Annotated in this window: 16 protein-coding genes and 1 pseudogene; 6 read left to right on the forward strand and 11 right to left on the reverse strand. The window is 73.7% G+C overall.

Annotated elements, in window-relative coordinates:
* Positions 1-64 precede the first annotated feature (64 nt).
* Together V9U70_RS20985 and V9U70_RS20990 are read left to right on the forward strand one after the other, a co-directional pair.
* Positions 65-673: pseudogene (locus tag V9U70_RS20985) on the forward strand (hypothetical protein); the annotation flags it as partial.
* A gap of 1 nt (position 674) precedes the next feature.
* Complete coding sequence (locus V9U70_RS20990; RefSeq protein ID WP_336677408.1) at positions 675-1,202, forward strand: NUDIX domain-containing protein; 528 nt, start codon at positions 675-677, stop codon at positions 1,200-1,202.
* Positions 1,203-1,344: 142 nt separating this feature from the next.
* Here the strand turns inward: V9U70_RS20990 and V9U70_RS20995 are convergent, their stop codons facing one another.
* The 5 genes from V9U70_RS20995 to V9U70_RS21015 all read right to left on the reverse strand — a co-directional run bounded on the left by V9U70_RS20995 (position 1,345) and on the right by V9U70_RS21015 (position 6,614).
* Positions 1,345-1,752, reverse strand: coding sequence for a PIN domain-containing protein (locus V9U70_RS20995; protein ID WP_336677410.1), 408 nt, complete (start codon positions 1,750-1,752; stop codon positions 1,345-1,347).
* Positions 1,749-2,024 carry a hypothetical protein gene (locus tag V9U70_RS21000; protein ID WP_336677411.1) on the reverse strand — a complete coding sequence of 92 codons (276 nt, stop codon included), beginning with the start codon at positions 2,022-2,024 and terminating at the stop codon, positions 1,749-1,751. The genes V9U70_RS20995 and V9U70_RS21000 overlap by 4 nt, the downstream gene beginning before the upstream one ends.
* A 962-nt stretch (positions 2,025-2,986) precedes the next feature.
* Complete coding sequence (locus tag V9U70_RS21005) at positions 2,987-3,553, reverse strand: hypothetical protein (RefSeq protein WP_336677412.1); 567 nt, start codon at positions 3,551-3,553, stop codon at positions 2,987-2,989.
* Positions 3,550-6,036, reverse strand: a complete 2,487-nt coding sequence (locus V9U70_RS21010) for a tetratricopeptide repeat protein (protein ID WP_336677414.1) — start codon at positions 6,034-6,036, stop codon at positions 3,550-3,552. Before V9U70_RS21010 ends, V9U70_RS21005 begins: the two co-directional genes overlap by 4 nt.
* Before the next feature lie 86 nt (positions 6,037-6,122).
* On the reverse strand, positions 6,123-6,614 hold the full coding sequence (locus V9U70_RS21015; RefSeq protein ID WP_336677416.1) for a hypothetical protein: 492 nt from the start codon (positions 6,612-6,614) through the stop codon (positions 6,123-6,125).
* A 463-nt stretch (positions 6,615-7,077) separates the two neighbouring features.
* On the opposite strand from V9U70_RS21015, the gene V9U70_RS21020 reads away from it, so the two are divergent.
* Both V9U70_RS21020 and V9U70_RS21025 read left to right on the forward strand, forming a co-directional pair.
* Positions 7,078-7,518: a hypothetical protein gene (locus V9U70_RS21020; protein WP_336677417.1), complete on the forward strand. Its 441-nt coding sequence runs from the start codon at positions 7,078-7,080 to the stop codon at positions 7,516-7,518.
* Between the two features lie 398 nt (positions 7,519-7,916).
* Positions 7,917-9,245, forward strand: a complete 1,329-nt coding sequence (locus tag V9U70_RS21025; protein WP_336677419.1) for a DUF2254 domain-containing protein — start codon at positions 7,917-7,919, stop codon at positions 9,243-9,245.
* Between the two features lie 145 nt (positions 9,246-9,390).
* Here V9U70_RS21025 and V9U70_RS21030 read toward each other — a convergent pair whose 3' ends face one another.
* The gene (locus tag V9U70_RS21030; protein ID WP_336677540.1) at positions 9,391-10,317 is read right to left on the reverse strand and encodes a glutaminase; all 927 of its coding nucleotides are present in this window, start codon (positions 10,315-10,317) and stop codon (positions 9,391-9,393) included.
* Between the two features lie 955 nt (positions 10,318-11,272).
* On the opposite strand from V9U70_RS21030, the gene V9U70_RS21035 reads away from it, so the two are divergent.
* Complete coding sequence (locus V9U70_RS21035; RefSeq protein WP_336677421.1) at positions 11,273-14,008, forward strand: helix-turn-helix transcriptional regulator; 2,736 nt, start codon at positions 11,273-11,275, stop codon at positions 14,006-14,008.
* A gap of 59 nt (positions 14,009-14,067) precedes the next feature.
* Here the strand turns inward: V9U70_RS21035 and V9U70_RS21040 are convergent, their stop codons facing one another.
* From V9U70_RS21040 to V9U70_RS21055, 4 genes are all read right to left on the reverse strand, one after another.
* On the reverse strand, positions 14,068-14,385 hold the full coding sequence (locus V9U70_RS21040; RefSeq protein ID WP_336677422.1) for a hypothetical protein: 318 nt from the start codon (positions 14,383-14,385) through the stop codon (positions 14,068-14,070).
* Positions 14,386-14,721: 336 nt separating this feature from the next.
* Entirely contained in the window at positions 14,722-15,636 is a 915-nt protein-coding gene (locus tag V9U70_RS21045) for a helix-turn-helix domain-containing protein (protein ID WP_336677424.1), read from the reverse strand.
* 155 nt (positions 15,637-15,791) lie between these two features.
* Positions 15,792-16,994, reverse strand: a complete 1,203-nt coding sequence (locus V9U70_RS21050; protein WP_336677425.1) for a S1 family peptidase — start codon at positions 16,992-16,994, stop codon at positions 15,792-15,794.
* 386 nt (positions 16,995-17,380) lie between these two features.
* Positions 17,381-20,362, reverse strand: coding sequence for a LuxR C-terminal-related transcriptional regulator (locus V9U70_RS21055; RefSeq protein WP_336677427.1), 2,982 nt, complete (start codon positions 20,360-20,362; stop codon positions 17,381-17,383).
* 708 nt (positions 20,363-21,070) lie between these two features.
* On the opposite strand from V9U70_RS21055, the gene V9U70_RS21060 reads away from it, so the two are divergent.
* The gene (locus tag V9U70_RS21060; RefSeq protein ID WP_336677429.1) at positions 21,071-22,678 is read left to right on the forward strand and encodes a S8 family peptidase; all 1,608 of its coding nucleotides are present in this window, start codon (positions 21,071-21,073) and stop codon (positions 22,676-22,678) included.
* Positions 22,679-22,818: 140 nt separating this feature from the next.
* Here V9U70_RS21060 and V9U70_RS21065 read toward each other — a convergent pair whose 3' ends face one another.
* Positions 22,819-23,724, reverse strand: coding sequence for an NADP-dependent oxidoreductase (locus V9U70_RS21065; protein WP_336677431.1), 906 nt, complete (start codon positions 23,722-23,724; stop codon positions 22,819-22,821).
* Positions 23,725-23,859: the final 135 nt, after the last annotated feature.

The following is a 23,859-nucleotide window of genomic DNA, read 5'->3' on the forward strand; positions in this document are numbered from 1 at the left end:
CGCAGCGTGCTGGATGAGTCCGGCACGCGGGGGAGCGGCTACGCCGCTCGTTTGACAGACCCCCGCCTGGATGATGCGCGCCCTCGCCCATCAGTCCCTCAGCCTCAAGCAACCCCACCACTGCGTGGACCTCGTCAAAGGCGCGCTCGCCCGCGGCCTCGGCCACGTGGACGGCCAGACCGAAGCGCTCCTCCACATCACGCATGCCCGCGCCTGCGCAGCCGTCGGCGAGAACCCATTGGCCGCTCGTGCTCTGCTCGCCGCCGAAGACGCCCTCCTGCGCGAGGACGGTCCCCAGCCCAGCTTCTCCCGCGTCAGCGGCCCCGCCGCTGACACCGTGGCCAGCCACACGGCCCGCACGCTGACCGACCTCGCCGACCACATCGGAACGGAACAGCAGCACCGTGACGCGCTCACCCGCTGGGACCCGGAGAAGTACAAGCGCGTCCACGCCCTCACCCACGCCGACCTCGGCGACAGCCTCGCCGCCCAGGCCTGCGCCGACGAAGCTGTCGCCGCCTGGACCCAGGCGCTGATCCTCATGGAAGGCATGGCCTCCGACCGCACGCGCAAGGCCATCACCTCAATCCGCTCCACGCTCGCGATCTACCAGCGCCGCCGCGTCCCCGGTGCCGCCGATCTCGCCCGCCGAGCCCGCGAGGCCCTCGCCTAGCATGCCCAACGACCCGCCCGACGGAGGGAACCCCGTGGCCCAGCAGGCCGACAACCGACCCCCGGCCCTCAAGCCGGCGCTCGAATCGATGACGCTGCTGGTCGCGGCCGTCATCGTCCACGACAAGGCCACCAACCGCGTCGTCCTTCTCCAGCGCAGCGAGAACGCCAAGTTCGCCCAGGGCAAGTGGGACCTGCCGGTCGGCAAGAGCGAGCCGGGCGAGCCCATCACCGAAACCGCGGTCCGCGAGCTCTACGAGGAGACCGGTCTCACCGTGAAGCCCGAGTCCCTCAAGGTCGCCCACATCATCCACGGAGCCTGGGGCGTCGAAGCCCCCAACGGCTTCCTCACCGTCGTCTTCGCAGCCCACGAATGGACCGGCGAACCCGAGAACCGCGAACCCCGCAAGCACTCCCAGGTTCGCTGGGTCGACGGCGACGCCATTCCCGATGCCTTCGTGGATACCACGCACATGGCCCTGCGCCGGTATTTCGTTGGGGAGCGTGACGTGTCGCTCGACGGGTGGTAATCAGTTTTAGGGACAGATTCGGCTGACTACTTCCTCACCACCGATGGGCCGACCATCAACTCGATCATCCTTGCTCTCGCGGACGCCTTCTACGAAGCAGCAGTCGATCAGTAGGTGGATTCAAGCTGAGTAGATGCCGAGTTCAGACATCCTTGATCTGTACTCGGTCGCCGCACAGCTTCGACCAGTCGTCGCGATCCGAGGTCAGAACGAGAACGGGCGCAGAGGAGCGGAGCGCCATCGCGGCCACGAGGGCGTCGATGGCGTACTTGTGGCCGTGCAGGCCACCGGCGTCGCTCAGCAGCGGCACCGCGGTGAGACTGTCCGCCTGGGTGACGTCCTGGACCTGAAGGCGGGAGAGCAGCCAGCGCAGTCGGGCGGTATCCGTCTTCCCGTAGACGGCTTCCACCACCGTCAGGGCCGACACGAGAACGGGTACACCCACGCGCCGAGCAGCCTCGATCCGGGTGATCATCAGGCGATCGTTGCGCAGCAGCAGCGACAGCGCCTGGGAGTCGAGCACCAGGGACCTGGCCGCAGGCTCCTTCATGCGGCGCTGTCGTTCGATGCGTAGGGGGCCGGTGCGTCACCGAACAGTTCGCTCTGCGCGGCCTGGACTTCGGCCTCGCTCAGCGGCTCGTGCTCGGCTTCGTAGGCGGCCACGATCTCGGCGAGGCCGTCCATGGCGAGCTGATGCCGGACCGCCGCCGTCACGTACGCGGACACGCCGCGCTTGCCGGTACGGGTGCGCAGAGCACCGAGGAGGTCCGACGGCATCGACACGGAGATGTTCTCCGTGCCGCCGGGGCGGGGTGACTTCATGGCCACAAGTCTAGTACAGAAACTATTACAGCGTCTGGAGTGCTGCGCGGCCTGTATCCGGAGGCGGACGTTGATGCGTAGTCTTGGCGCTTCTGGATCTTCTTGTACTCTGCAGCGAATCCCGTGCTGGGATGGTGCTGGGATGCGCCTGCATAACCGCAGGTCAGAGTGGTTGTGGTGGAGTTCCGCTTCAACGTGTAGCGGGTGACTCAGCACCGCTTAGCGGATCTGGCGAATACGCAGGTCACATGGGGTCCGACCTTCAGAGGTCGGGCCCCTGAGTCTTTCCCGTGCTGGATCAGTGCTGGATGACCCGGTTCTTCGTCACCTGTCATCACCCCTGATCACCCGCGCCGTGCTGGGGGCCGGGGTCACCCCTCGGTCGGGCGTCGCGGGCCGGTGTGTCCGGCTGGCGTTCCTCGGGTGTGCAAGGGGGCAGGGCGCGCCGCAGGGATGGGCAGGTCGGCCTGTTGGTGGCGTAGGTTTCGCCCTCGAATCGGCACCGTTGCACGTGAGATCGTGGCCTGAACTGCCCTTGAAAAGGCAACTGGCTCGGTTCCTCAGGCTGCCCTGCGGAGCAGGCGGCCACTCGGTAGGAGGCCGACGACCAGGCCGAGGCGTTCGTGCAGGACTGCGGGGCGATGGGGAACGAATAAGGCTCCCAAAGCCAATGGGAGGAGCAAGGACGCCATGGGTGACCGCGTAGGACCTGCCGCCCCCCGTCACCGGCGCTTCGTGGCTCCAGCCAGGCGGCTGGAATGAGCACCCGCCCACCGAGGCCGCCCCATCAGGAGCCGACCGCGGCCCGGACGGTACATGCGGGCGCCCCCGTCTTCGGGGAGAGACGGGCCCCGGCGATCAGCTCCCTCGCGTGTCGGTTCAGGGAGGACCGGTGCTCCTCCCTCTCGCAACAGGGGCGGGACGGGTCGCTGCCCTTCCCCGTGCTCTCGGCGGAGGCCCGGTCAGTAGCCGGGGCGTTCCGCGAAGCACAGGGCTCCGACGACGGTCACCACGATGAGGCCCAGCAGTATCCCCACCAGAGCCGAGACGGGCCCCGTCCACAGCGTGTGCAGAGCCCACACGACCGCCCCTACGAACAGCCGGGACAGCGAGACGACCACCCCCTCCACGATTCTGACGGCGGTGAACGTCTTGGCGACGACGGTGGCCACCGAGCAGCCCAGCGCCATCCCGACGAACACGCCGGCCGCCTGGGCGAAGTCCGTCGTTCCGAGGCGGTGGCCGAGCAGGGCGCCCCCGCACGCCGCGGCTCCCGTCAGAACGAGCCCCCAGGCCCCGCGGGCGCCCAGAGCCAAGGCTTCTCTGTCCATGCTGCCGGGTGCTGTTCTCCGGCGTAGCGAGGGTGCTTCCATCAGCAGGAGGAGGCCGCCCAGCAAATCCGCTGCTGCGAAGCGCCCCACGAACGCGCCGATGACCGCACCGGTTCCGCCGTCCAGGAGGGCGCCTCCCACGGCTCCCAGGGAGAGGCCGAGAAGACCGGCCAGGCGTTGCATGCCGGCTTCGTTCATCGTGGGGCCCCTCGGAAGGAGACGTGTGCGGTGGCCGCCTCCCGAGAGGCCGGCTCATCGGCGAACCGCGGGGCACGGGGAGCGTTGAGCATGCCCGTCAGTCCATGCAGCATGCGGTGGTAGTGGCCGTGCAGTGCGATGGGGCGTTCGTGCAGCAGGTGCCGGTACATTTCCACGGCGTGTTCCGCCATCGCGAGCGCCGCGGTGCGGTCGCCCAGGCGCATCAGGTAGTGGGCGAGGTTGTTGTAGGAGCCCGCGAGTTCGGGGGCCATGGAGGCGGGGTTGCTCCGCGCGAGCCGACGCCGTATCTCCAGTGCCTCGTGCTCGGTCTCCGCGGCCTGGCGCGTCCGATTCCTGGTGCTGTGGCAGACGGCCAGGTTGTGCAGGGCGCTGGCCAGGTCCGCATCGTAGAGGGCGGGGGCGGCTCGGCTCAGACGGCGGTAGATCTCCACCGACTCGCGCTGGAGTGCCAGGGCCTTGCGACGACGCCCGACGCGTGCCGAGGCGACAGCCAGACCGTTGAGACTCTCGGCGAGGCCGGGTTCGTGCTCGGACGGCCGGTCCCGTACCAGTCGGCGGTAGATCGACACCGCCTCCCGGTGCCGCCCGAGGGCCTCGACACGGCCGCCCTGCCCCGCCAGGGCGGAGCCGAGGGTGTTCAGCGCCGTCGCGAGCGCGGCCTCGTGGGCGGCGGGCTCGGCCCGGGCCAGGAGGCGGCGGGCGAGGACCGCGCGCTGCGCGGGCCGCACGGCTTCGTCGTCGCGGCCGACGTTGGACAGCCGCAGCGACAGGTCGCTCAGTGCGGCGGCGTAGTCCTGCCGGTGGGAGCCCGGGTCGTGACGTTCCAGGTCCGCCCACAACAGCACGGCTGTCCCGGTGGCCCGCAGGGCTTCGTCGTGCAGTCCGGCGTGGAAGAGCCGGGCCCCGAGCAGGTCGTGGACACGGGCCCGCTCGGCGGGCCCCCGTGCGACGGCGAGCCGGTGGGGGGCGAGCCGTTGGCAGATCCTGGCGATCCCGGGGTCGAGGTCGATGACCCGGTGCTCCGGGAAGGCGGAGGCGACGGCCGCCAGTACCTGGGGTCCGATGTCCGCCAGGCCCGCGAGCAGGACAAGAGCGGAGTTGCCCGCTTCCATGGCCAGACGAGGGTCGGCGACCAGCATCGGATAGAGCCGGCCGGTGCCTACATGCGGCCACCGGGCGGCGGCGGAGGCGAGGAAGGTGACGGCGCGAGGAGCCCAGGGCACGGCCGCCTGCGCGCCCGCCCGTTCCAGCAACGCGGACGTGGTCGGGCCCGCCCAGTCGCGCGCCGGATAATCGGCCCGGTGCCCGGGGAGGGTCAGGGCGAGGAAGTCCTCCGCCAGCCGGTCGGGGTACAGCGGCTCCAGGACGGTCCCCCGGTCCGGGTCCGCGGGCGGATAGCAGCGGGCGTGGTCGGCGAGCACCCGGTGGGCGTCGCCGGGGACGCCCGCCGCCCGCAGGGCCTGGACGCCCGTCGGGACGCTGCTGGGACCGGTCAGCGCGGCGGCGAACACCGTCCTGTTGATCACGCTCGGCGGTGTCGGAGGGTCCTGCTCGGGCGGACCGAGCCGGGGAGCGCTGTCCCCGTACAGGTTCTCCCAGTGCAGGTGCTCACGGTCGAGGAGGTAGACGGTCAGCGCCTCCAGCCCGTGTGGCGGGCGCGTCCCCGCGGCCCGGGCGTCGACCTCGACGAGGGCGGCCATGTGGACGGTCAGCGTCAGGCCGAAATCGAGGTCGTCGAGGGCGGGTGGGGCACCGGTGTCCAGACAGACGCCGTAACAGGAGGCGAATGCGGCGCGCGCCGCCTGGAACATCTCGTTACGGTGCCCGCCCGCCGTGCCACCGGGGCCGCTCCGTGCCAGCGGCGTCAACTGCTGCGAGGAGGTGCCGGCCTGGTGGTTGCCGAGCGCCGCGCGCATTGCCGGCCACCCCTCGGCGCCGCGCCCGAGCATGAGCACCCGGGTCCGTACGCCGGGACGGTGCAGCAGCACGTTGCTCATCAGCCAGGTGAGATGGGACAGGGGCCAACGGTCCGCGTAGTCCACCACGAGAAGCAGGCCGGCCGCACCGTCCAGCCGCAGGTCCTGGCTGCCCGGCCCGGGCAGTACCGTGCCAGGTCCGTGGGTGGCGGCAGCCGCCTTCCAGCCCTCCTCGACGCTGGCGGCGGCGAACTCGTCGGCGAGCCGCGTCTTGCCCTGGCCACCCGGAGCGTGCAGCCAGCGGACCGCGAGGCGCGGTCCGACGTCACGCCACTGCTGTAGCTCGGCGAGTTCGGCGTGCCGGCCGGTGAAGGGTACGACCCCGAAGCGCGCGTTGAGCATGCGGCTGGGCAGCTCCCTGAGGAACGCGGGATCGGCCGGAGGCGGCGAAGCCCACACCTCCAGGACGTACAGCGGGACACCCGCACCGAAGACGTGGATGTCCGCACCGATGACGCCGAAGCCGTAACCGCTTTCCACGTGCACGTTCTGGACCGCCTGCGGCCACCCGGACTCCGATCCCGACGGGCTGCCAGGCCCGGGGCTGCCCGGCACGGGGTCCGGCGTCCCGGTCAGGGCGCGCCTCCTGCGCCCTCTGCCTCCGCGTCCTCGGCCCCACGTGTGCGTGGCGGAGGAACAGCACCAGGCGCGGCCGTCGGATGGACGACCACGTTCCCGAACATGGCGGCGTTCACCTGGCCCTGCTCGCGCGCGGTGACGTTCTGCACCCCGTGCCGGCCGTCGCGTGGCAGTTCCTGGCTCACCGCCGTCACCAGGGCGCGCAGTTCGCCGGCCGTTTCGGGATGACGTACCAGCAGCATCCTCAGCTGCGCGGACCAGAAGGGGACGAGTGCCTCGCGCACGCGGTCCGCCTCGGGCGACCTCACCACCACGGACTGATCGGCGTCGAGCTGCGTTCCCAGTTCGGCGGTGTCGGCGGCGTCCCCGCGGCCGAACAACCGCAGGGCACCGCCTCTGGCCCCGTCCCAGGCGCTGGTCGCCATGGCCGCGACGAGAGTCGTCGCTCCGGACATCGCGAGAACCGCCGCTGTCTCTTCGAGCACGAGATCATCTCCGTTCGAGTGTGTCGGCTCTTTTCCGCCCCGTCCGTGCACCCGTCCTCGGCCGCAAGCCGGAAAGCCCCTGGTACTCACGATGGGCGCCCGGCGCCGACGGCTCTTCACGCGATGGCATTCCGTCAAAAGCGTAGCCCGAAGTCGTGGCTGCACGGCGGTAGTTGGCAGCAGGGAAGTCAATGCTCGTGACGTACTCGCACCTGCTTTCCGCGGGGAGGGAGCCGAGGCGCCCCCGGAACGCAGACGCCGCACCAGATGCTGGGCCGCGTTCCGGCAGCGCACCGTGAGACAGACCGGCCACGCACTTCCGGGCTCCCTGAGCTCCGAGGTGCTCACCGTGCTCAGCACCTTCCGCCACACGGATGCGAGAGGCAGCGTCACGGGCACACCGTGTGACCCCGAGGGTCGCGAGTCACCACGTGAGCGGCTCACGCCGCGACGAGGAGGAGCGATGGGCCGGCGATCCCTCGACGGCGAACGGCGGACAGTCAGCACCAGCATCCAACGCGGTGATCACGCGATGGCCCGCGGCCAGTGGGCCCTTGCCCCGCGCCACTGGCAGGGGGCCAGCCGTCACGCGGTCACGGTCGCCCGGGCCGGACGAGGCGACCAGGACCGGGCGGCACTGGGCTCGGTCTCCTGCAACCTGGCCGAACTCCACGTGAAGGCCGGCAACGTCTCCATGGCCTGGGTGGCCGCCCTCCAAGCCTGCCAGGTGTACAGCCCGCTGGGCCCCACCGCCGCCCGGCCCACCGTCGTGGCCTCCTGCCTCAGGCCATGGCTGAGGGTGTGCGCGACAGGAGCGGGCTCGCCCCACCCACCGCGGACCAGTCGCCGCTGCCCTGCGCCGGACGGGTCCCTTTCCCGTTCCGTCAGCTCGGTCAGGAGGTGAAGCGGGATGTCGCACGGAACTCCCGGGACTTCGCGGAGTTCGGCTCGGGCTTCCGAGGGGCCCTGGGCGTGCTCGCGGTGTGGCGTCGGCCGGAAGCGCACGGTCGAGCGCATGGTGGCAGTGCCGTCGTCACATCTCCCCGAGGGGGCGCGTCATAGCAGTTCTCAGGCAACCGCAGCAGTCGGTCCTCGCGGGCACGCGTCCCTCGCCCGGCGCCTCGGTCCGCGTGGCCGTGCGAGAAGTCGTCACTGGTCCGCACGCCCCTTCACTCCGCTTCGTCCGGGCTGAGGGCCGAGCGGCACGGGTCTCGTACGTACCGTCTCGGGCCGTGCGGCCTCTCCGCTCCGCAGGGGGGCCCGGCCTCCCGGCCCGAGCCGCGTTCCCCGCCGTCCTCGCCGATGGGTGACACGGTCCGCGCGCAGCTGTGGCCGCTGCCGACGCTCGGTGTCGTGGCCGCCGTCGCCGCGGGTGTGGGGCTGCCCCGGCTCGACGCGCGGATTCAGCACGACATCCCGCCCTGGCTGAAGGACTACCTGTTCGGAGGGGGCGCGGGCGCCGCGCGTACCGTGCTGGAGGCGATCGCCGGCTCCCTGATCAGTGTCACCGCGCTGACCTTCTCCCTCACGGTGGTGACGCTGCAACTCGCGAGCAGCCAGTTCTCCCCGCGGCTGCTGCGCACGTTCACCGCGGACCGGTACGTCCAGACGACCCTGGCGCTGTTTCTCGCGACGTTCACCTACGCGCTGACCGTCCTGCGCACCGTGCGGACCGGCGACGACGGACGTGTCATGTTCGTTCCGCAGGTCTCGGTCACCGTGGCGTTCCTCCTCACCCTGGCCAGCGTGCTCGGCCTGGTGTTGTTCCTGTCCCACCTGGCACGCGAGATCCGGGTGGAGACGATGATGCACAGCGTCCACTCGGCCGCCGACCGCACCATGCGCCGGCTTCTCCCCGAGAGCGCGCCCGTCGGTGGCCCGGCCGTGCCACCGGAACCGCCCGCCGACGCGCTGCCCCTGCCCGTCCGGACGCCCGGCTTCCTGACCGCCGTGGACGAGGAAGCCCTCCTGGAAGCAGCTGTCGAGGCCGACGCCGTCCTGTTCATCGACCGCCACCCCGGCAGCTCCCTGATCACCGGCACGCCCATGGGAGCCGCCTGGCCCCTGTCAGGGGGGTCCTTCGCTCCCGAGACCCGTAGCGGGCTGGTCCGCGAAGCCGCGGAAGCGGTCCACACGGGCGCCGAACGCACCGAGGCCCAGGACGTCGCCTTCGGGCTCCGCCAGCTCACCGACATCATCGCCAAGGCGCTCTCCCCCGGGATCAACGACCCGACCACCGCTGTCCACGCCCTGTCCCACTCCTCCGCGCTGCTGTGCGAGCTGGCACGCCGCGGCCCCGGCCCCCGGGTGCTGACCGACGACCACCACCGGGTCAGGGTCGTCCTGCGACGCCCGGACCTGGGGGACCTCCTCGATCTCGCCGTGACGCAACCCCTGCGCTACGGCGCTGCCGAACCCGCGGTCCTGGCCCGTGTCTCGATGCTCCTGCGCGAACTCGCCTGGAACACCCCGCCCGATCAGCACCCGCCCATCGTCGCCGTACTCGACCGGCTGCGCTCCACTACCGCCGATCAGGACTTCCACGCCGCCGAACACGCCCGGCTCACCGAGCTGGCCCAGCAGGTCGAGCAGGCCCTGGCCGGATGCTGGACGTACGACCGGACCCCCTGACCGCGCGGCCCCGCGGAGCGGGACGCACCACGTCGTACACCCGTGACCACCGCCGCAGCCCCGAGGACGACGTGTTCGCTCACGGCCTGCTCCAGCACGAGGGCCCTGGGGCGCCGCGCTCGTCTGTTCGTCCGCGGCAGGCCGGTCAGAAGATGGACAGGTTCGTCAGGGTGGTGAAGCGGTCGAGCGCGGCCATGGCGGCGACCGAGTTGCCGCGCCGGTCGAGCCCCGGGCTCCAGACGCAGAGGGTGCAGACCCCGGGCACCACGGCGACGATGCCGCCGCCGACGCCGCTCTTGGCCGGCAGGCCCACGCGGTAGGCGAACTCTCCGGCCGCGTCGTACGTGCCGCAGGTCAGCATCACGGCGTTGATCTGCTTGGCCTGGCTGCGGGTCAGCAGCGCGGAACCGTCCGCACGGATGCCGTGCCGGGCGAGGAAGCCGGCGGCCAGGGCCAGGTCCGCGCAGGAGGCTTCGATGGAGCACTGCTGGAAGTACGCGGGGAGCAGCTCGGGGACCGGGGTGACGATGTTGCCGTACGAGGCCATGAAGTGGGCCAGCGCCGCGTTGCGGTCGCCGTGCGCCGCTTCGGAGGCGGCGACCTGCGGGTCGAAGTCGAGAGCCGGGTTGCCGCTCTCGGTGCGCAGCACTTCGCGGAGCCGGCCGGCCGCGTCCCCCGTCAGGGCCTGGAGGCGGTCGGTGACGACCAGGGCGCCGGCGTTGATGAAGGGGTTGCGGGGGATGCCGTTCTCGTACTCCAGTTGCACCAGGGAGTTGAACGGGTCGCCCGACGGTTCGCGGCCCACGCGCTGCCACATCCCCTCGCCGTCCAGCGAGAGCACCAGGGCCAGCGCGAAGACCTTGGTGATGGACTGGGCCGAGAAGGGCTGCCGCCAGTCCCCGACGCCGTAGACCGTGCCGTCCAGCTCCGCCACGGCCATGCCGAAACGCCGCGGGTCGCCGTCGGCGAGTACGGGGATGTAGTCCGCCGGGCTCCCGCGGTGGGGCAGGGCGGCCACCTCCTCCGCGACGCGGTCGAGTACGGCGCGGAACCGGTGGGGCGCCGGGGACACCGGTGTGCGGTCGGCGGCGTGAGCGGGATCGGAGACGGCGGTGTCGGGCACGACGGCACTCCTCTGTGGTCCGGGCGAGCAGGGGGAAGCGGCGGGGGAGCGGGGGCGGGGGGACGGGCACGCGGCGACGACCCGGTGTCGGGACGCGCGCCGGGAGACCGTTTCGGGACCGGTGTCCGGGGCCGGTCCCCAAGGTATCCGCCTTTCGCCCGACGCCTGCGCGGGGTCCGCCCGGCGGCCGGAGGGGACGTGCGGCGCCTGCCCGGTGCGTTGATTGCGTATCCGGAGATCCGCTGCCCTGCTATTCGCCGCGGGCCCCGGCCGCATAGGTTCCTGGCGTCGGTCGGCCGGGCGGCCGGGCGGGGAGCCTCGTACGGGTCCCTGACCGGCCGTCTCCGGCAGCCGGCACCGTGCACGGGCATGCGGACCCAGCTGTGCGCACCGCCCCCGGTCGTCCCAGCCGGAGGCACCGCGCCCTGTCTCCCGGCAGCCGGTGGCACGCGCGCTCCGCGGCGCGTGCCGGTCCGGAAGCTCGCGTCCGCGTGCCCGGGTGCGTCCGGGGGCCCGCCCGGCGCCGGGCAGGGGGAAGGCGCCCGTGCCCAGCGCCGGGCAGCCGGTGGCCGCAGCCCTGTCCGGGGCGGGCGGTGTCCGCCGCCGTGCTGTCCAGGGCCGCGCGGACGCCGGCCGGCGCCGGGCCCGTACGAGCGGCCCCGGCGCGTGGGCGCCCCCGAGGGGGCCGTGCGACCGCCCCCGGCGCCGCCCCCGCGACCGCCCCCGGTCTTCCGTGGCCGGGCGGGCCCGCTTCTCGGTCGCTCCGCGGGCCCGTGCGCCCCTGGAACGAGCGTTCGGCCCCCGGGGCCCGGGAGGCTTACTGTTCTGGTCAGAAGGGTCTTCCCCCGCCCCGGACCGCCGGTGGCAGGAGCAAGGAGCGGGGGCGGAGAGCGAGGAGGGCGCCGTGGACACGACGCGCGGATGTGTTCGGCAGGTCGTGTTCGACGCCCTGGCCGCCGCTGGAGCGGACCCGCTGCTCGTGCTGGTGGAGGGCGTCGCCGGGATGGGCAAGAGCCACCTGCTGAGGGAGCTCGGTGCGTCGCCGCAGGCGGCCGACGCGGTCCGCCAGCTGTGGCAGTGCGGGGACCCCGGGGCGCGGCCGGAGGCGGAGCCGCCTCTGGGGACGCACCTGCTGTTGGTGGACGACGTCCACCGGGCGGACGAGGAGGAGCAGCGCCGTCTCCGCCGTGTGGTGGAGAGGCCGTGGCCCGGCCTGGTGGCCGTGCTCGCCTACCGTCCGGAGGACATCCCCCCGCACGGCCTGCTCCTGGGCGCCCCGGCGGTGGTGTACCCGCCCGAACTGACGGTACTGAGGTACCGGCTGGAGCCATGGGGCGAGGCCCGCGTCCGCCGGGCGGCGGCGGACGCCCTGGGCGACGGCGTCACGGCCGAAGCGGCCGGCCGGCTGTACGAGCGCTCCGGCGGCGTGCCCCAGGTGGTGACCGACCTGCTCACCATCGTGCGGAAGGGTTCCGGACAGGCCCGCACGGCCCGCGACGTGGACGCGGCCGGTGTGCCGGTCCGCCTGTCCGAACTGCTCCTGGACCGGATCTGGGCGCTCCCCCCGGGGCTGCGGCCGATCGTCTGGGCGGCCGCCGTCCTCGACGCGCCCTCCACGCGGCGCGAGCTCGTCGAGGTGTCGGGGCTCGGGCCCGCAGAGGGGAGGGAAGCCCTGATGGCCGCGGTGGCGGGCGCGGCGCTGACCGAACGGGACGAGGGCTGCTACGGGCTCCCGGTCCCGCTCGCCGCTCCCGCCGTGCACGCGTCCGTGCCCGGCCCGGTGCGCCAGGAGATGCACCAGCGGGCGGGCGAGGTGCTGGCCCGGCGGCAGCCGGTGCCGTGGTTCGCCGTGGCCGGGCACCGCAGGGCCGCCGGCGGGGGGCCCGCCTGGTTGCGGGCGGTGGAGAAGGCGGCCCGGGGGGCCGCGGAGGCGGGCCGCCACCAGGGCGCGATCAGCCTGCTGGAACAGGCGCTCGCCTCCTCGCTGGTGCCGCCGCACGCGCGGGCACGGCTGGCGCCGCTGCTGGCCCGCAGCGCCGTCGTCGGGCTGCGCTCCGACCAGACGGTCGAGGTGCTGACGCAGATCGTGCGGGACGCGTCGCTGCCCGCGACCGTACGGGGCGAGCTGAGGCTCGACCTGGGCCTGATGCTGTGCAACCAGGCCGGCAAGCTCGCCGTCGGGTGGCGGGAGCTGGAGATCGCGGCGGCCGAGCTCCAGGAGACCCGGCCCGACCTGGCCGGCCGGGCGATGGCGGCGCTGTCCATGCCCTACTGGCCGGGGCCCGCGGTCGCGGTCCACCGCCGCTGGCTGGGGCAGGCCATGGCTGCGGCCGACGCGAGCGGGGACGAGGCGCTGCTCGCCGCGGCGACCGCCGGTCACGCCACCCTCGCCATGAGCTGCGGCGACCGGGTCGCGTGGGAGCTGGTGAAGGCCCTGCCCACCGAGAGCCCCGACCCCGTGTGCCGTCGGCACGCCGCGCGCGGCCTGTGCAACGCCGCCGACGCCGCGGTCTGGCTCGGCTTCTACGAACGCGCCCAGGGCCTGCTGGCCGAAGGGCTCGACCTCTCCGCGAGAAGCGGCGCACCGTACACGGAGCACACCGCGCGAGGGACTCTGCTGCTGCTGGAGTGGTGGGCGGGCCGGTGGCCCGGGCTGGCCGAGCAGTGCGAGAAGTTCGTCGGCGCCACGTCCGACATGCCCTTCATCGCCTGGGACGCCCGTCTGGTACGGGGGCTGCTCGCCCTCGCCCAGGGCGACTGGGGCGCGGCGGTGAGCTGGCTGTCCGGACAGGACGCCATCGCGGCGGAGAACATGCCCACACCGCTGGCCGCGACGGCGGCGGGCGCCCTGATCCGTCTCGCGCTCGCCCGCCAGGACGTGCCGGCCGCCGCGGAGCAGGCCCGTAGGGCGTGGTCGGCCGTGGCGGAGAAGGGCATCTGGGCGTGGGCGGCGGAGCTGGCCCCCTGGGCCGTGGAAGCCACGGCCCGTGCCGGGGACACCGCCGCGGCCCGCGCCATGGTGGAGGACTTCGCCCGGGGCATCGCGGACCACGACGTCCCCGTCGCCAGAGCCGCCCTCGTGTGGAGCCGGGCCGCGCTGGCGGAGGAGGAGGGGAGGCAGGACGAAGCCGCGCGACTCCACCGGGAGGCCGCGACGGCGTACGGGGCCCTGAGCCGGCCCTACGCCCAAGCCCTCGCCGCCGAAGGCGCGGCCCGCTGCCTGCTGGCCGTAAGGCCCCCCTCGTCCGGCGGGAGCGACGGGGACGGGGCCTCTTCCCGCGCCGTCCCCGAGGAGGGCGAGGAGGCGTCCGCTTCCGCGGCGCGGGCGATCGCCGGGCTGGAGGAGTGCACCGAGCGGTTCAGCGCTCTCGGCGCGGTCTGGGACGCCGCCCGGTCCCGGGCCCTGCTGCGTACGCGGCAGCCGGCGAAACGGGGACGCCCGCCAGGCCGCCCCTCGCACGCGGACCGGCTGTCGCCCCGGGAGGAAGAGGTGGCGGAACTCGCGGGACGAGGGCTGACGAACCGGGAGATCGCGGCGACTCTCCACCTGTCCCCCCGGACGGTCGAGCAGCACATCGCCCGCGCCATGCGGAAGACCGGCACCCTCTCCCGCCACGATCTCGCTCACCGCCGTCCGTGACCCGGACGGCGGGGCGCGTCACCGACGGGCGGGGGCGGCGGGTGGCGCCGGCGCGTGGGTCACGGCCGGGAGGGCCCATGGGCGAGGACGGACCGGTTCCCGAACAGGCCGTCGCCCTCCCAGGGAAGCGCCGTCGCCGCCGCCCAGTCGAACACCCACTCCGTGCGGACGCCTCTGGCGCCCCAGCCCTCCGCGTACCGGCGGGGGGCCGGGGCCCCCGCCGCCTGAGCGGCGAGCGACGCCTCGCAGGCGGCGCGGGCGTGGCGCACGGCTTCCCGGCCGGTGTCGGCCGGCCCGGTGAAGACGTGCAGCCCCCGTCGCCCGGGCTGCGCGCGGTGGGTGGTGGGGACGTTGACCTGAAAGTAGGGCTTGGCCATGACGCCGTCTCCCTCGGTCGTTCTCCCCTGCTCGGTCTCGACGCAGGGTGTGATGGGCTGGTACGGGCGGCCGGGCCGTCTTCTCCGGGTTTCTTGGGGCCCCGGCTGTTCCGGAAGAATTTGGCCGGTCACGGAACGGCTCCGGTTGTTCCGGAGGAATAGCGGTGCTCTGGGGGCAGGGCCCTTTGTCGTGACGGGGCCCTGTTGTTCCGGACAAGAGCCCATGGGGCCCGCTGGTTTCCGGAAGCGACCCGGCTGTGAGAAAACCGTATGCCGTGGCCGGGACGCGGAACATAGGGGCGGACGGAACGCCTATACCCGTTTAACGTCCGCCGTTCATTCCGGCCATGCCCATTGGATGCCGTACACACCCGGTGTGCACTTGGTGGGCATCAGATGGGTCGTGTGGAAGGCGTCGAGGGGGACGCGGTGGCGGTACTGGGGCTCGGCGCCGAGCTGTCTGCTGTAGAAGCGCCAGCAGTGCGCGGGCAGGGCCCGCGGGTGGAAGCGCACGCGGAGCACGTACGCGGTCAGCGGTGTGGTGACGCGGCGCTCGTGCTGGTGGGAGGCGCCTCCGGCGGAAGCCGACCGCAGCGTGTACTCGGCCACGGCCGTCTCGTTCCTGGCCAGTCGGCGCCCCAGCGGGATGTCTGCCGCCACGCAGCCGAGATCCGGCAGGAAACGGACGGGCGGCGCCGGCCCGGACGGGACGGTGAGGTCGATCGTCCCGGCGTCCGGCGCGTCCAGGGAGTGGATGACGCTCATGTGCCGGACGCCGTCGCTGATGGCCTTGACCACCGCTGTGAGGTGGCTCTCACGGATGTGGCGGTGTTCGTCCAGGGTGACGGTCTCGTGGATGACCAGATGGCGCAGACCGGCGTTGAAATGGGGAAAGGCGTCGCCGAGTACCTGCTCGACGTCGGAGTTCTCGCCATAGACGCCGCGGACGACGGCCGGGTCGTGCGGGGGCGCGGAGCCCCGCGGCCGGTTGGGGCCCAGCAGCGATCGCAGGGCGCCTCGCTCCAGGCCGAGCAGGGGCTCCAACGCGTCCACGGCGCGCAGGGACTCGGGCTTCTCGGGCTGGCTGCGACCGCCCTGCCAGTAGCTGAGGGTGGCGAGGCTGACGGTGATCCGGCGGGCCTGGAGGTGGCCGCGTACCCGTTCCAGCGAGAGGCCGCTCTCCTTCAGGGCTCGCCGGAAGGCGGTCGCGAACGTCGCGTCCGGGCTGTCGGGGCTCTGGGGGTTCGGCATGGCGTCTCTCAGCGGGCGGGGAGGCCGTGGGCGGCCCGGCCGGCCCCCGCGGGGGCTCTCGGAAGACGGGCCGGGGACCGGGCGGGGACCGGGAAGCCGCCGGTGGCCGCCCACCATATCCAGTGGGCGGCCTGTGGGGGGCGTTGCGGAAGGGGTCAGTTGGTGTTGAGCGTCAGGCCGTAGTACCTGAGGGTGTCGTCGAGCGGCTGGAAGTACGAGGAGCCGCGCGAGTTGACGCCGGAGCAGCGCTGGTTGAGCGGCCCGCCCGACGTCATGCCCTGGGCCTGGTTGCCGGAGATGTAGGCGCCGCCGCTGTCGCCGCCCTCGGTGCAGACGCTGGAGGTGGCGAGGCCCGTGACGACCGTGTCCGGGCCGCCGGACGGGTCGACGTAGGTGACGGAGACGTTGTACGAACCGACCGCGCCGCACGTCCAGCCGGTGGTGGCGCCGGACTTGCAGAGCGCCGCACCGGAGGCGGCGCGGCTGCTGCCCCGGACGGCCACGTTGGAGGCCTGGCCCCAGGCGCCGACGGTGGTCGTGATGGAGTGGCCGTAGTTGACGGAGGCTATGCCCATGTCGACGCTGCGGGTCCCGAGGGCGTAGCGGGTCTTGACGCCCTTGGCGAAGGCGGTGCCGTCGAAGCGCAGGGTGGGCAGGTTGGCGACGCAGTGGCCGGCGGTGACGAGGTACTGGTTGCCCGACCGGTCCCGCGCGCCGTAGCCGACGGAACACCATCCGGAGGTGTTGTTGATCGTCATCTTGCTGCCGGGGTAGATCGCGGCCTGCGGGGCGAGCTTCTCCTGCTGTCGTTCCACCTTCACGGCGGACCCGTGCTTCGCGGCTTCGGCCAGGAACGCCTTGGCGGCGGCGCCCCGGTCGTCGTTGACCTTGACGGTGACCTTGTCGGAGGCCAGGTCGACCGACCAGGCGACCACGCCCGAGGGGGCGCGCTTGGCGGCGAGGGCGTCCAGCTTCGCCTTGACCGCGTCGAGCTCGCTCTGACCGCGGGCGGGCACCCGGGCGTCGAGGCCGGCCTGCTGGATTCTTGCCTTGTCGGCGGCGCTGGTGGCGTTGACCGTCAGCGTGCCGGAGGCGTCGAAGAAGGCGCCCTCGGCGGCCGTCCCGCTCCTCTGCAGCCGCTTGAGCCGGGCCTGCTGGGCTTCCTGCCGGTCCAGCCGGTCGACCGCGGCCTCCTCGTCCACACCGAGCGAAGCGGCCAGCGCCCGCACCATCTCCGGCTGATAGCGCGGAGTTGACGCCGAGTCCTGTGCCTGGGCCATGGTCTGGCTGCCCAGCACGGCGGACGCGGAAAGCAGAGCGGCTGCCGCAGCGAGGCTGAATGTACGCGTATGACGCACGTTGATTCCTTCCGAATGGCAAGCAGGAACCTGTAGGGGGTGGCATTGCGCAAATGCGCGAACAGCGCATCGTTGGGGGGTGATTCCTGCCCGGCGGGAGTGAGGGACTCGCCGCGCTCCGAACTATGGCCGGAGCCGTCTGCGCCTAGCAAGGTGCATGACATGGGCAATATTTCACAGAGAGGCCGAGGCAATTGTTGAAACGACCCGTCCCTGTGAACGCGTTTTCACCTGGCCGTACGGTGACGGGCGGAGAGCGGGTCGGGGGGGGGGGGAGCGGAGTTGCCGGGTGCATTCCGCCAGGAAGTGCCTTTCGGTCGGCGGTGCCTCGTTCGTCGTCCCCGGGGCGGGCATTGCGCACGCGCCGGAAAGGGGGGAGTGCCGCCCTATGGCCGGAGGACGATGTCGGTTCTGGACGCGGCGTTCAACTTCCGCATGATGCGGGCGACATGGTGCTCCACGGTCCGGGGGGAGAGGACCAGGCTCTCGGCGATGTCCCGGTTGGCGCATCCCTGGACGACCAGCCGGGCCACCTCCTGCTCGCGCGGGGAGAGCTGGTCGCCGTAGCCGAGGCGGCCGCGGCGGTGAGTGGTGACGACGTCGTGGCGGCGCAGCAGTCGTTGGCAACGGGCCACGTCCCAGCGGGCGCCCAGGCGCCGGTAGACCTCGACGACCTCCTGGACGTCCGCCACCGCCGCCTCCTCGCCGGCGTCGAGCAGGCAGCGCCCACTGGCCTCCGCGGCCCGTGCCGCGTCGAAGGGGCGGCCGAGCCGCCGCCACCGGTCCTCCGCATCGGCCAACAGGCCGGCTGCCTCACCCCGCCGGCCCTCGGCCTCGGCGAGCAGCGCACGGCCCACGGTCAGGGCGGTACGGGCCGCGGGCGCGTCGCGGTCCGCGGCGCCGGCCGCGCAGTCGGCGACGAGCCGGTGGGCTCGCCCGGTCTGCCCGTTGCCGTGCAGGGCCTCCACCGCGATGGGCAGCACCTCTGCCGCCCACACCCAGCCCCCGGTCCGCTCCAGCCGGCGCAGGGCCTCCTCCACGGCGTCGCACGCCTGGCCGGGCCGTCCCGCCTCCAGGTGGATGCGGGCGAGGGCGGCGGCGGACGCGGTGAGGACGAAACCCGTGTCGTAGCAGGTGGTGCCGGCGGCCTCCGCGAGGTCTCGGCGGGCCCGGGGGACGTCGCCGAGCACGTGCAGCGCGGTCAGCCCGCGCACCAGCATGGCCTCCGCGGTCAGGTCGGGTATCTCCTGGTACAGCCGGGTGGTGTGGTCGGCGGCCGCGTGCAGGCCGCGCCAGCGGCCGTCGTGCCAGGTGAGCACCAGGCGGGCGGTCTGGGTGAGCCCTTCCAGATACGGGCTGCTGGTCTCGGCGAGTCCCTCGGCGGCCCGGTCGAGGAACCCGCGGGCCCGTACGCCGTGGCCGAGGGCGCTCGCCGCGTGCGCGAGGTTGGCCCAGCCCCGGGTGTGGTGCGCGGCCTCCATCGCGGTCCCCGCCGGGCCGCGCAGCGTTCGGGCGGCGGCCCAGGCCCGCGGGTCGCCGAGCAGCATCAGGGCGGTGGCCCGGTTGGCGGCGACGGCGGCCCGGGCCACCGGGTCGGTCACCTGGCCGGCGAGCGCCCCGCAGCGCTCCAGCCAGTCCCGGTGGCGGCCGATGGGCCACCCCTTGATGGAGGGGATGGCGGCGACCGCCATGGCGCGGGCGGCGGTCTGCGGATCGGCCTCCTCCAGGTCGGGGATGGCGCGGGCGATCTCGTTGAGGCTGTCCTGGGCCCCTCCGCTCTGGTTGCGCAGAACGACGCTCAGGTGCAGCCGGATCTCACCGCGCAGCCGCAGCGGTGGGTCGTCCTCGTCCAGGACCCGCCGTACCGCGGCCACCACCTCGTCGCCCGCGCGGGCCAGTTGGGCGGTGCGGGCCAGCTTCGCGGCGGTGCGGACCCGGCCTTCCGCCAGCGGGTCATCGGCGACGGCCCGGGTGTAGAGGCGAGTGGCGGTGGCGTAGTCGCCCGCGGTGGCGGCCCGGTCGGCCGCCACGACGAGACAGCGCAGCCCCTCGCGCACCCGCCCCGCCGCCCGGTACAGCCGGGCCAGGTCGACCAGCGGCGGCGGACCGTCGCCGCCGCGGTGCAGGGCGCGCGCGGCGCGCAGGCTCAGCCGGGCCCGCCGCGGTCCGGACACCTCCGCCAGCGCGGCACGGCGGTCCAGCGGGTGCCGGAAGGCGGGGCACGGTCCGTCGGCCGTGAGCACGGACCGGCGTACGCAGGCGTCCACGGCTGCCTCCGCCCGCCCCGGCGCGATCTCCGCCACCTCGGCGAGCACAGCGACGGGCACCGCCGTCCCGACGACCGCCGCCGCTTCGAGGAGTCGCCGCGCGTCCTCGGTGAGCGAGGCGCACCGGCGGGCCAACTCCCGCCGCACGTACGGGGGGACGCCGCACTCCCGGACGGCGGCGAGTACCGCGTCCGCGCGCGGACCGCCCCCTCCCGCCGTCCACGGCCGGTCCGCCGCGCCCGTGCCGTCCGTCGTCCACGGCCGGTCCGCCGCGCCCGTGCCGTGCTCGTCGCCGGTCCGCAGCAGCTCCTCGGCCCCGCGCAGCAGCGCTGCGGCGGCCCCGGGCAGCCCCCCGGTCAGCTCGTGTACCGCGCGGGCGAGTCCGTGCTCTTCCTCGCCCCGCCCCCGCGGGTCCGCGGCCAGCCACCACCGGACGAATGCCGCTGTCTCCTCGGCAGTCCAGGGTCGGACCTCGATCTCCTCCACCCGCACCCGCTCCGGTACGCGGACGTCGAGGGCCGGCAGCCCGCGCGCGGCCTCCTCGGTGACGAGGAGCCGCAGCCCGTTGGGCATCGAACCCCTCAAGTGGCGCAGGAGGCCGAGGGTCGCGGGGTCCGCGTGGTGTGCGTCCTCCACCACCAGGACAACGTCCCCCAGCGCCGCCAGCAGAGCCTCCACCGCGCGTGGCAGCAGCGCCCGCAGGACCTCGGGGCCGACCGCCGCCGGGGGCGGCGGCAGCCGGTCGGCCAGTTCGGGTACGACCAGGCCCACGGCCCCGGTCACCGGCGGCAGCGGCAGGCCGGGCGGATGGGCCGCGTACGGCAGCCCGGACAGCGCGTCGGCGACGGGCCCGAGCGGAGCCGGGTCCACCGCGTCGGGGCACCTCGCGCGCAGGTGCGTCCACCCGGCGAACTCCGCCCCGCAGAGCACCTCGTCCACCAGGCGTGAGGCGCCGGCGCCCGCCGCCGAGCGCACCACGGTGAGGCTCCGCCCCTCGCGCAGCGCTCGTCGCAGCCGCCGCACGTGCGCGCTCCGCCCGACGAACCCGCCGCCGTCGGCCGTCCCCTCGCCGCTTCCCGTAGCGGGAAGACCTCTCTCCACGGCTCCGCCTCTCACCGGCCATCGGCCCCGGAGGGCCCCGCCGCGATCCGGCGGCCCCCGGGAGCGGGCCCGTGCGCCGGACCAGCAAGGGCCCGGGTCCGGGGGCCCGTTGGGCAGGTGGTCTACCCGCCGGACGGCCGCCGTTGCAATAGGGGCGATCACCTAGAGAATGCCGACGGCCTGTCCGCGCCCCGCCCGGCCCGGCCGCAGGCGGTGGGGGAGGGGCGGCCGGAGGCGGGCCGCGGGCGGTGCGGGGCGCGGGACGGCCGGTGTCCGTACCGCCGCTCCCGCTCTTTGGGTAGCGCTACGGATTGCTGGACGGCGGGCGGATGACCGAAGCTCTGGGCGATCCGGCGACGCCACCCCGTGCACTCCGGTCCCTGGCCGGCAGGGCCGGGTGCACGGAGGCGGCCGCGTCCCCACACAGCCGCCCGGCGTGGCCGGACCCGTGCCGCACGGAGCCCACTCCGTGGGACACGCCACCTCGCCCCACCGCCCGCGGACGCCGACACCCGAAGGCGTCCGCACGACCGCTACGACCAGGCCATTGTCATGACCCCGGCATGCCTGGACACCCCCGTGACACCGCGGTCGCCCTCTGGGCCCGCGCCTCCCACCACGGACGGCGTGGGTCCGCCAGACCACCGGGGCGACGAGTGCTCCACCTCCGGGCCCGAGCCGGTTCCGGACAGCTCTCAAGGAGAAACCATGGAGTTTGACGCACGCGTCCTGCGACGCCTGCTCGCCGTCGGCGCCAGCGCCGCCCTGCTCGTCGGGGCGGCCCAGACCACCGGGGCCGTCGCCGCCCCCGTGCCGCCGGGCGGCGAAGGCCGCATCGTCGGCGCGGATCGCCCCGGCGCGGTCGAAGGCTCGTACATCGTCACGTTCAAGGACTCGGTCGCCCGCGCCGACGTGCCCGGCTCCGCGAAGGCCCTGACCAAGCGGCACGCGGGCAGCCTGCGCTTCACCTACACCGCCGCCCTGCGCGGTTTCGCCGTGCGCATGAGCGAGGAGAAGGCCAAGCAGCTGGCCGCCGACCCGTCGGTGGCCCGGGTGGAGGCCGACGCGGCGGCGTACGCGATCGACACCCAGACCAACCCGCCCTCCTGGGGGCTGGACCGCGTCGACCAGCGCGACCTGCCGGTGGACCGGAGCTACACCTATGGCGCCACCGCCTCCAACGTGAACGCGTACATCGTGGACTCGGGCATCCGCATGAGCCACCGCGACTTCGGCGGACGGGCGGTCAGCGGCTACGACTTCATCGACAACGACTCCAACGCCTCCGACTGCAACGGCCACGGGACCCACGTCGCCGGCACCGTGGGCGGCGGCGCGTACGGCGTGGCCAAGGGCGTCAAGCTCATCGGCGTCCGGGTGCTGAACTGCCAGGGCAACTCGGGCGACACGTGGGCCCCGGTCCTCGCGGGCATCGACTGGGTCACCAAGAACGGGGTGAAGCCGGCCGTGGCCAACATGAGCGTCGGGGGCGGCAGGATCGACTCCGTGAACGACGCGGTGGCGGCCTCCATATCCTCCGGCACCACCTGGGTCGTGGCGGCCGGCAACAACAACGCCGACGCGTGCTCGTACTCCCCGGCCTCCACCCCGTCGGCCATCACGGTCGGCGCCACCAACAGCCGGGACGCCCGCGCCACCGGCTGGAACAACGGGCAGGCCTCCAACTACGGCTCCTGCCTGGACATCTTCGCCCCGGGCGACAGCATCGTCTCCACGTCCAACTCCGGCGACACCAACTCCCAGTCGATGAGCGGCACCTCCATGGCCGCCCCCCACGTCGCCGGCGCGGCGGCCCTGCTGCTCTCCGCCAACCCCACGTGGACGCCGGCCCAGGTCCGCGCCGAGCTGCTCGACGACGCCACGCCGGGCAAGGTCACCGACGCCCGCACCGGCTCCCCCAACCAGCTCCTGTACACGGGCGCCGGCGACGACACCACGCCGCCCGGCGACGGTGACACGTTCGAGAACACCGACGACTACCAGATCCGTGACAACGCAACCGTCACGTCGCCCATCACGGTCACCGGCATCGACGGCAGGGCCCCCGCCGACCTGGCCGTCACCGTCGACATCCGGCACACCTACCGCGGGGACGTGAAGGTCGAGCTGGTCGCGCCCGACGGCGGGGTGTTCCTCCTGAAGAACTACAACTCCTACGACAGCGCCGACGACGTCCGGGGCACGATCACGGTCGACGCCTCCAGCAAGGCCGCCGACGGGACGTGGAAGCTCCGCGTCACCGACAACTGGGTCAACGACACCGGCTACATCAACGCCTGGTCGCTCCAGTTCTGACCCGTACGGCCTGACCCGTACGGCCCGAGCCGTCCGCACGCGTGAAGGCGCCAGGCCCCACAGTGCCTCGCGCACGCACGACGCCCCCCGCGCGGACCCGCACCGCTCCCGGCAGACCCCGCCGGGAGCGGTGTCGGTGCTCAGAGAGCGAGGACCAGCTTTCCCCGCACCCCGCCCTCCCGGCTCGTCCGGTGGGCCCGGGCGGCCTCGCCCAGTGGGAGGACCGACTGGACCTCGACGTGGACGGCGCCGGAGTCGACGAGTGCGCCGATCCGGCGCAGGGCCCCGCCGTCGGGCGTGACGACGACGCGGCGGGCCGTGACGCCCGGGAGGCGGTGCGCCTCGTCCACCGGTTCCGGCAGGGTGATCAGGGCGCCGCCGGGGCGCAGCAGCGACCACGCCGCGTGCTGCACCGGACCGCCGACGGTGTCCAGGACCACGTCGAACGGTTCCGCCGCCGCCAGGTCGGCCGTCGCGCGGTCCACCGGCTCGTGGACGCCGAGCCCGCGCAGGAAGTCCAGGTTGCGGGCGGAGGCGGTCGCGGTGACATGGGCCCCCAGGTTCTGGGCGAACTGCACGGCGAAGTGCCCCACGCCGCCCGCGCCCGCGTGCACCAGGACACGCAGGCCGGCGGCGGCCCCCGCCGCCTCCAGCGCCTGCCACGCGGTCAGGGCGGCCAGGGGCACGGCGGCGGCCTCCGCGTAGGACAGGCGGGCCGGCTTGGGCGCCACGGCGGAGGCGGGCAGGACGCACAGCTCCTGGTAGGCGCCCCCGTACGGCAGGGGGAGCATGCCGTACACCGCTTCGCCGACCGCCGGTCCGCCCGGCACGGTCTCGCGCACCACGCCCGCGACGTCCCAGCCCATGCCCAGCGGGAAGGGCCGGTCACCGCGCACGGCCCCTTCGCGGTGCTTCCAGTCGACCGGGTTCACCCCTGCCGCCCTGACGTCCACCAGGACCTCCCCGTCCGCCGGGACCGGCGCCGGCCGGTCGGTGAGTTCCAGGACGCTCTCGTCGCCGTACCGGGAGAAGACCACTGCGCGCATCGAACCCGCTCCTGCCGTATCGAAGTCCTCGTGCCGCCCGAGCAGTCGGGACGCCGGGCGGCGGGTGCGGTTCCGCACCCGGGTCCACCGTCGCGGCACGGCGGGCGCGGAGCCATGACTCCGCGAGTACCAGGC

The sequence above is a fragment of the Streptomyces pratensis genome (genome assembly GCF_037137275.1).
Lineage (GTDB): Bacteria > Actinomycetota > Actinomycetes > Streptomycetales > Streptomycetaceae > Streptomyces > Streptomyces pratensis_B.

Bases quoted from the DNA above. Each gene is read 5' to 3' on its own strand.
- V9U70_RS21060 (WP_336677429.1), top strand. From the start codon at position 21,071: ATGGAGTTTGACGCACGCGTCCTGCGACGCCTGCTCGCCGTCGGCGCC.
- V9U70_RS21040 (WP_336677422.1), bottom strand. From the start codon at position 14,385: ATGGCCAAGCCCTACTTTCAGGTCAACGTCCCCACCACCCACCGCGCG.
- V9U70_RS21065 (WP_336677431.1), bottom strand. From the start codon at position 23,724: ATGCGCGCAGTGGTCTTCTCCCGGTACGGCGACGAGAGCGTCCTGGAA.
- V9U70_RS21025 (WP_336677419.1), top strand. From the start codon at position 7,917: ATGGGTGACACGGTCCGCGCGCAGCTGTGGCCGCTGCCGACGCTCGGT.
- V9U70_RS20995 (WP_336677410.1), bottom strand. From the start codon at position 1,752: ATGAAGGAGCCTGCGGCCAGGTCCCTGGTGCTCGACTCCCAGGCGCTG.
- V9U70_RS21000 (WP_336677411.1), bottom strand. From the start codon at position 2,024: ATGAAGTCACCCCGCCCCGGCGGCACGGAGAACATCTCCGTGTCGATG.
- V9U70_RS21045 (WP_336677424.1), bottom strand. From the start codon at position 15,636: ATGCCGAACCCCCAGAGCCCCGACAGCCCGGACGCGACGTTCGCGACC.
- V9U70_RS21020 (WP_336677417.1), top strand. From the start codon at position 7,078: ATGGGCCGGCGATCCCTCGACGGCGAACGGCGGACAGTCAGCACCAGC.
- V9U70_RS20990 (WP_336677408.1), top strand. From the start codon at position 675: ATGCCCAACGACCCGCCCGACGGAGGGAACCCCGTGGCCCAGCAGGCC.
- V9U70_RS21005 (WP_336677412.1), bottom strand. From the start codon at position 3,553: ATGAACGAAGCCGGCATGCAACGCCTGGCCGGTCTTCTCGGCCTCTCC.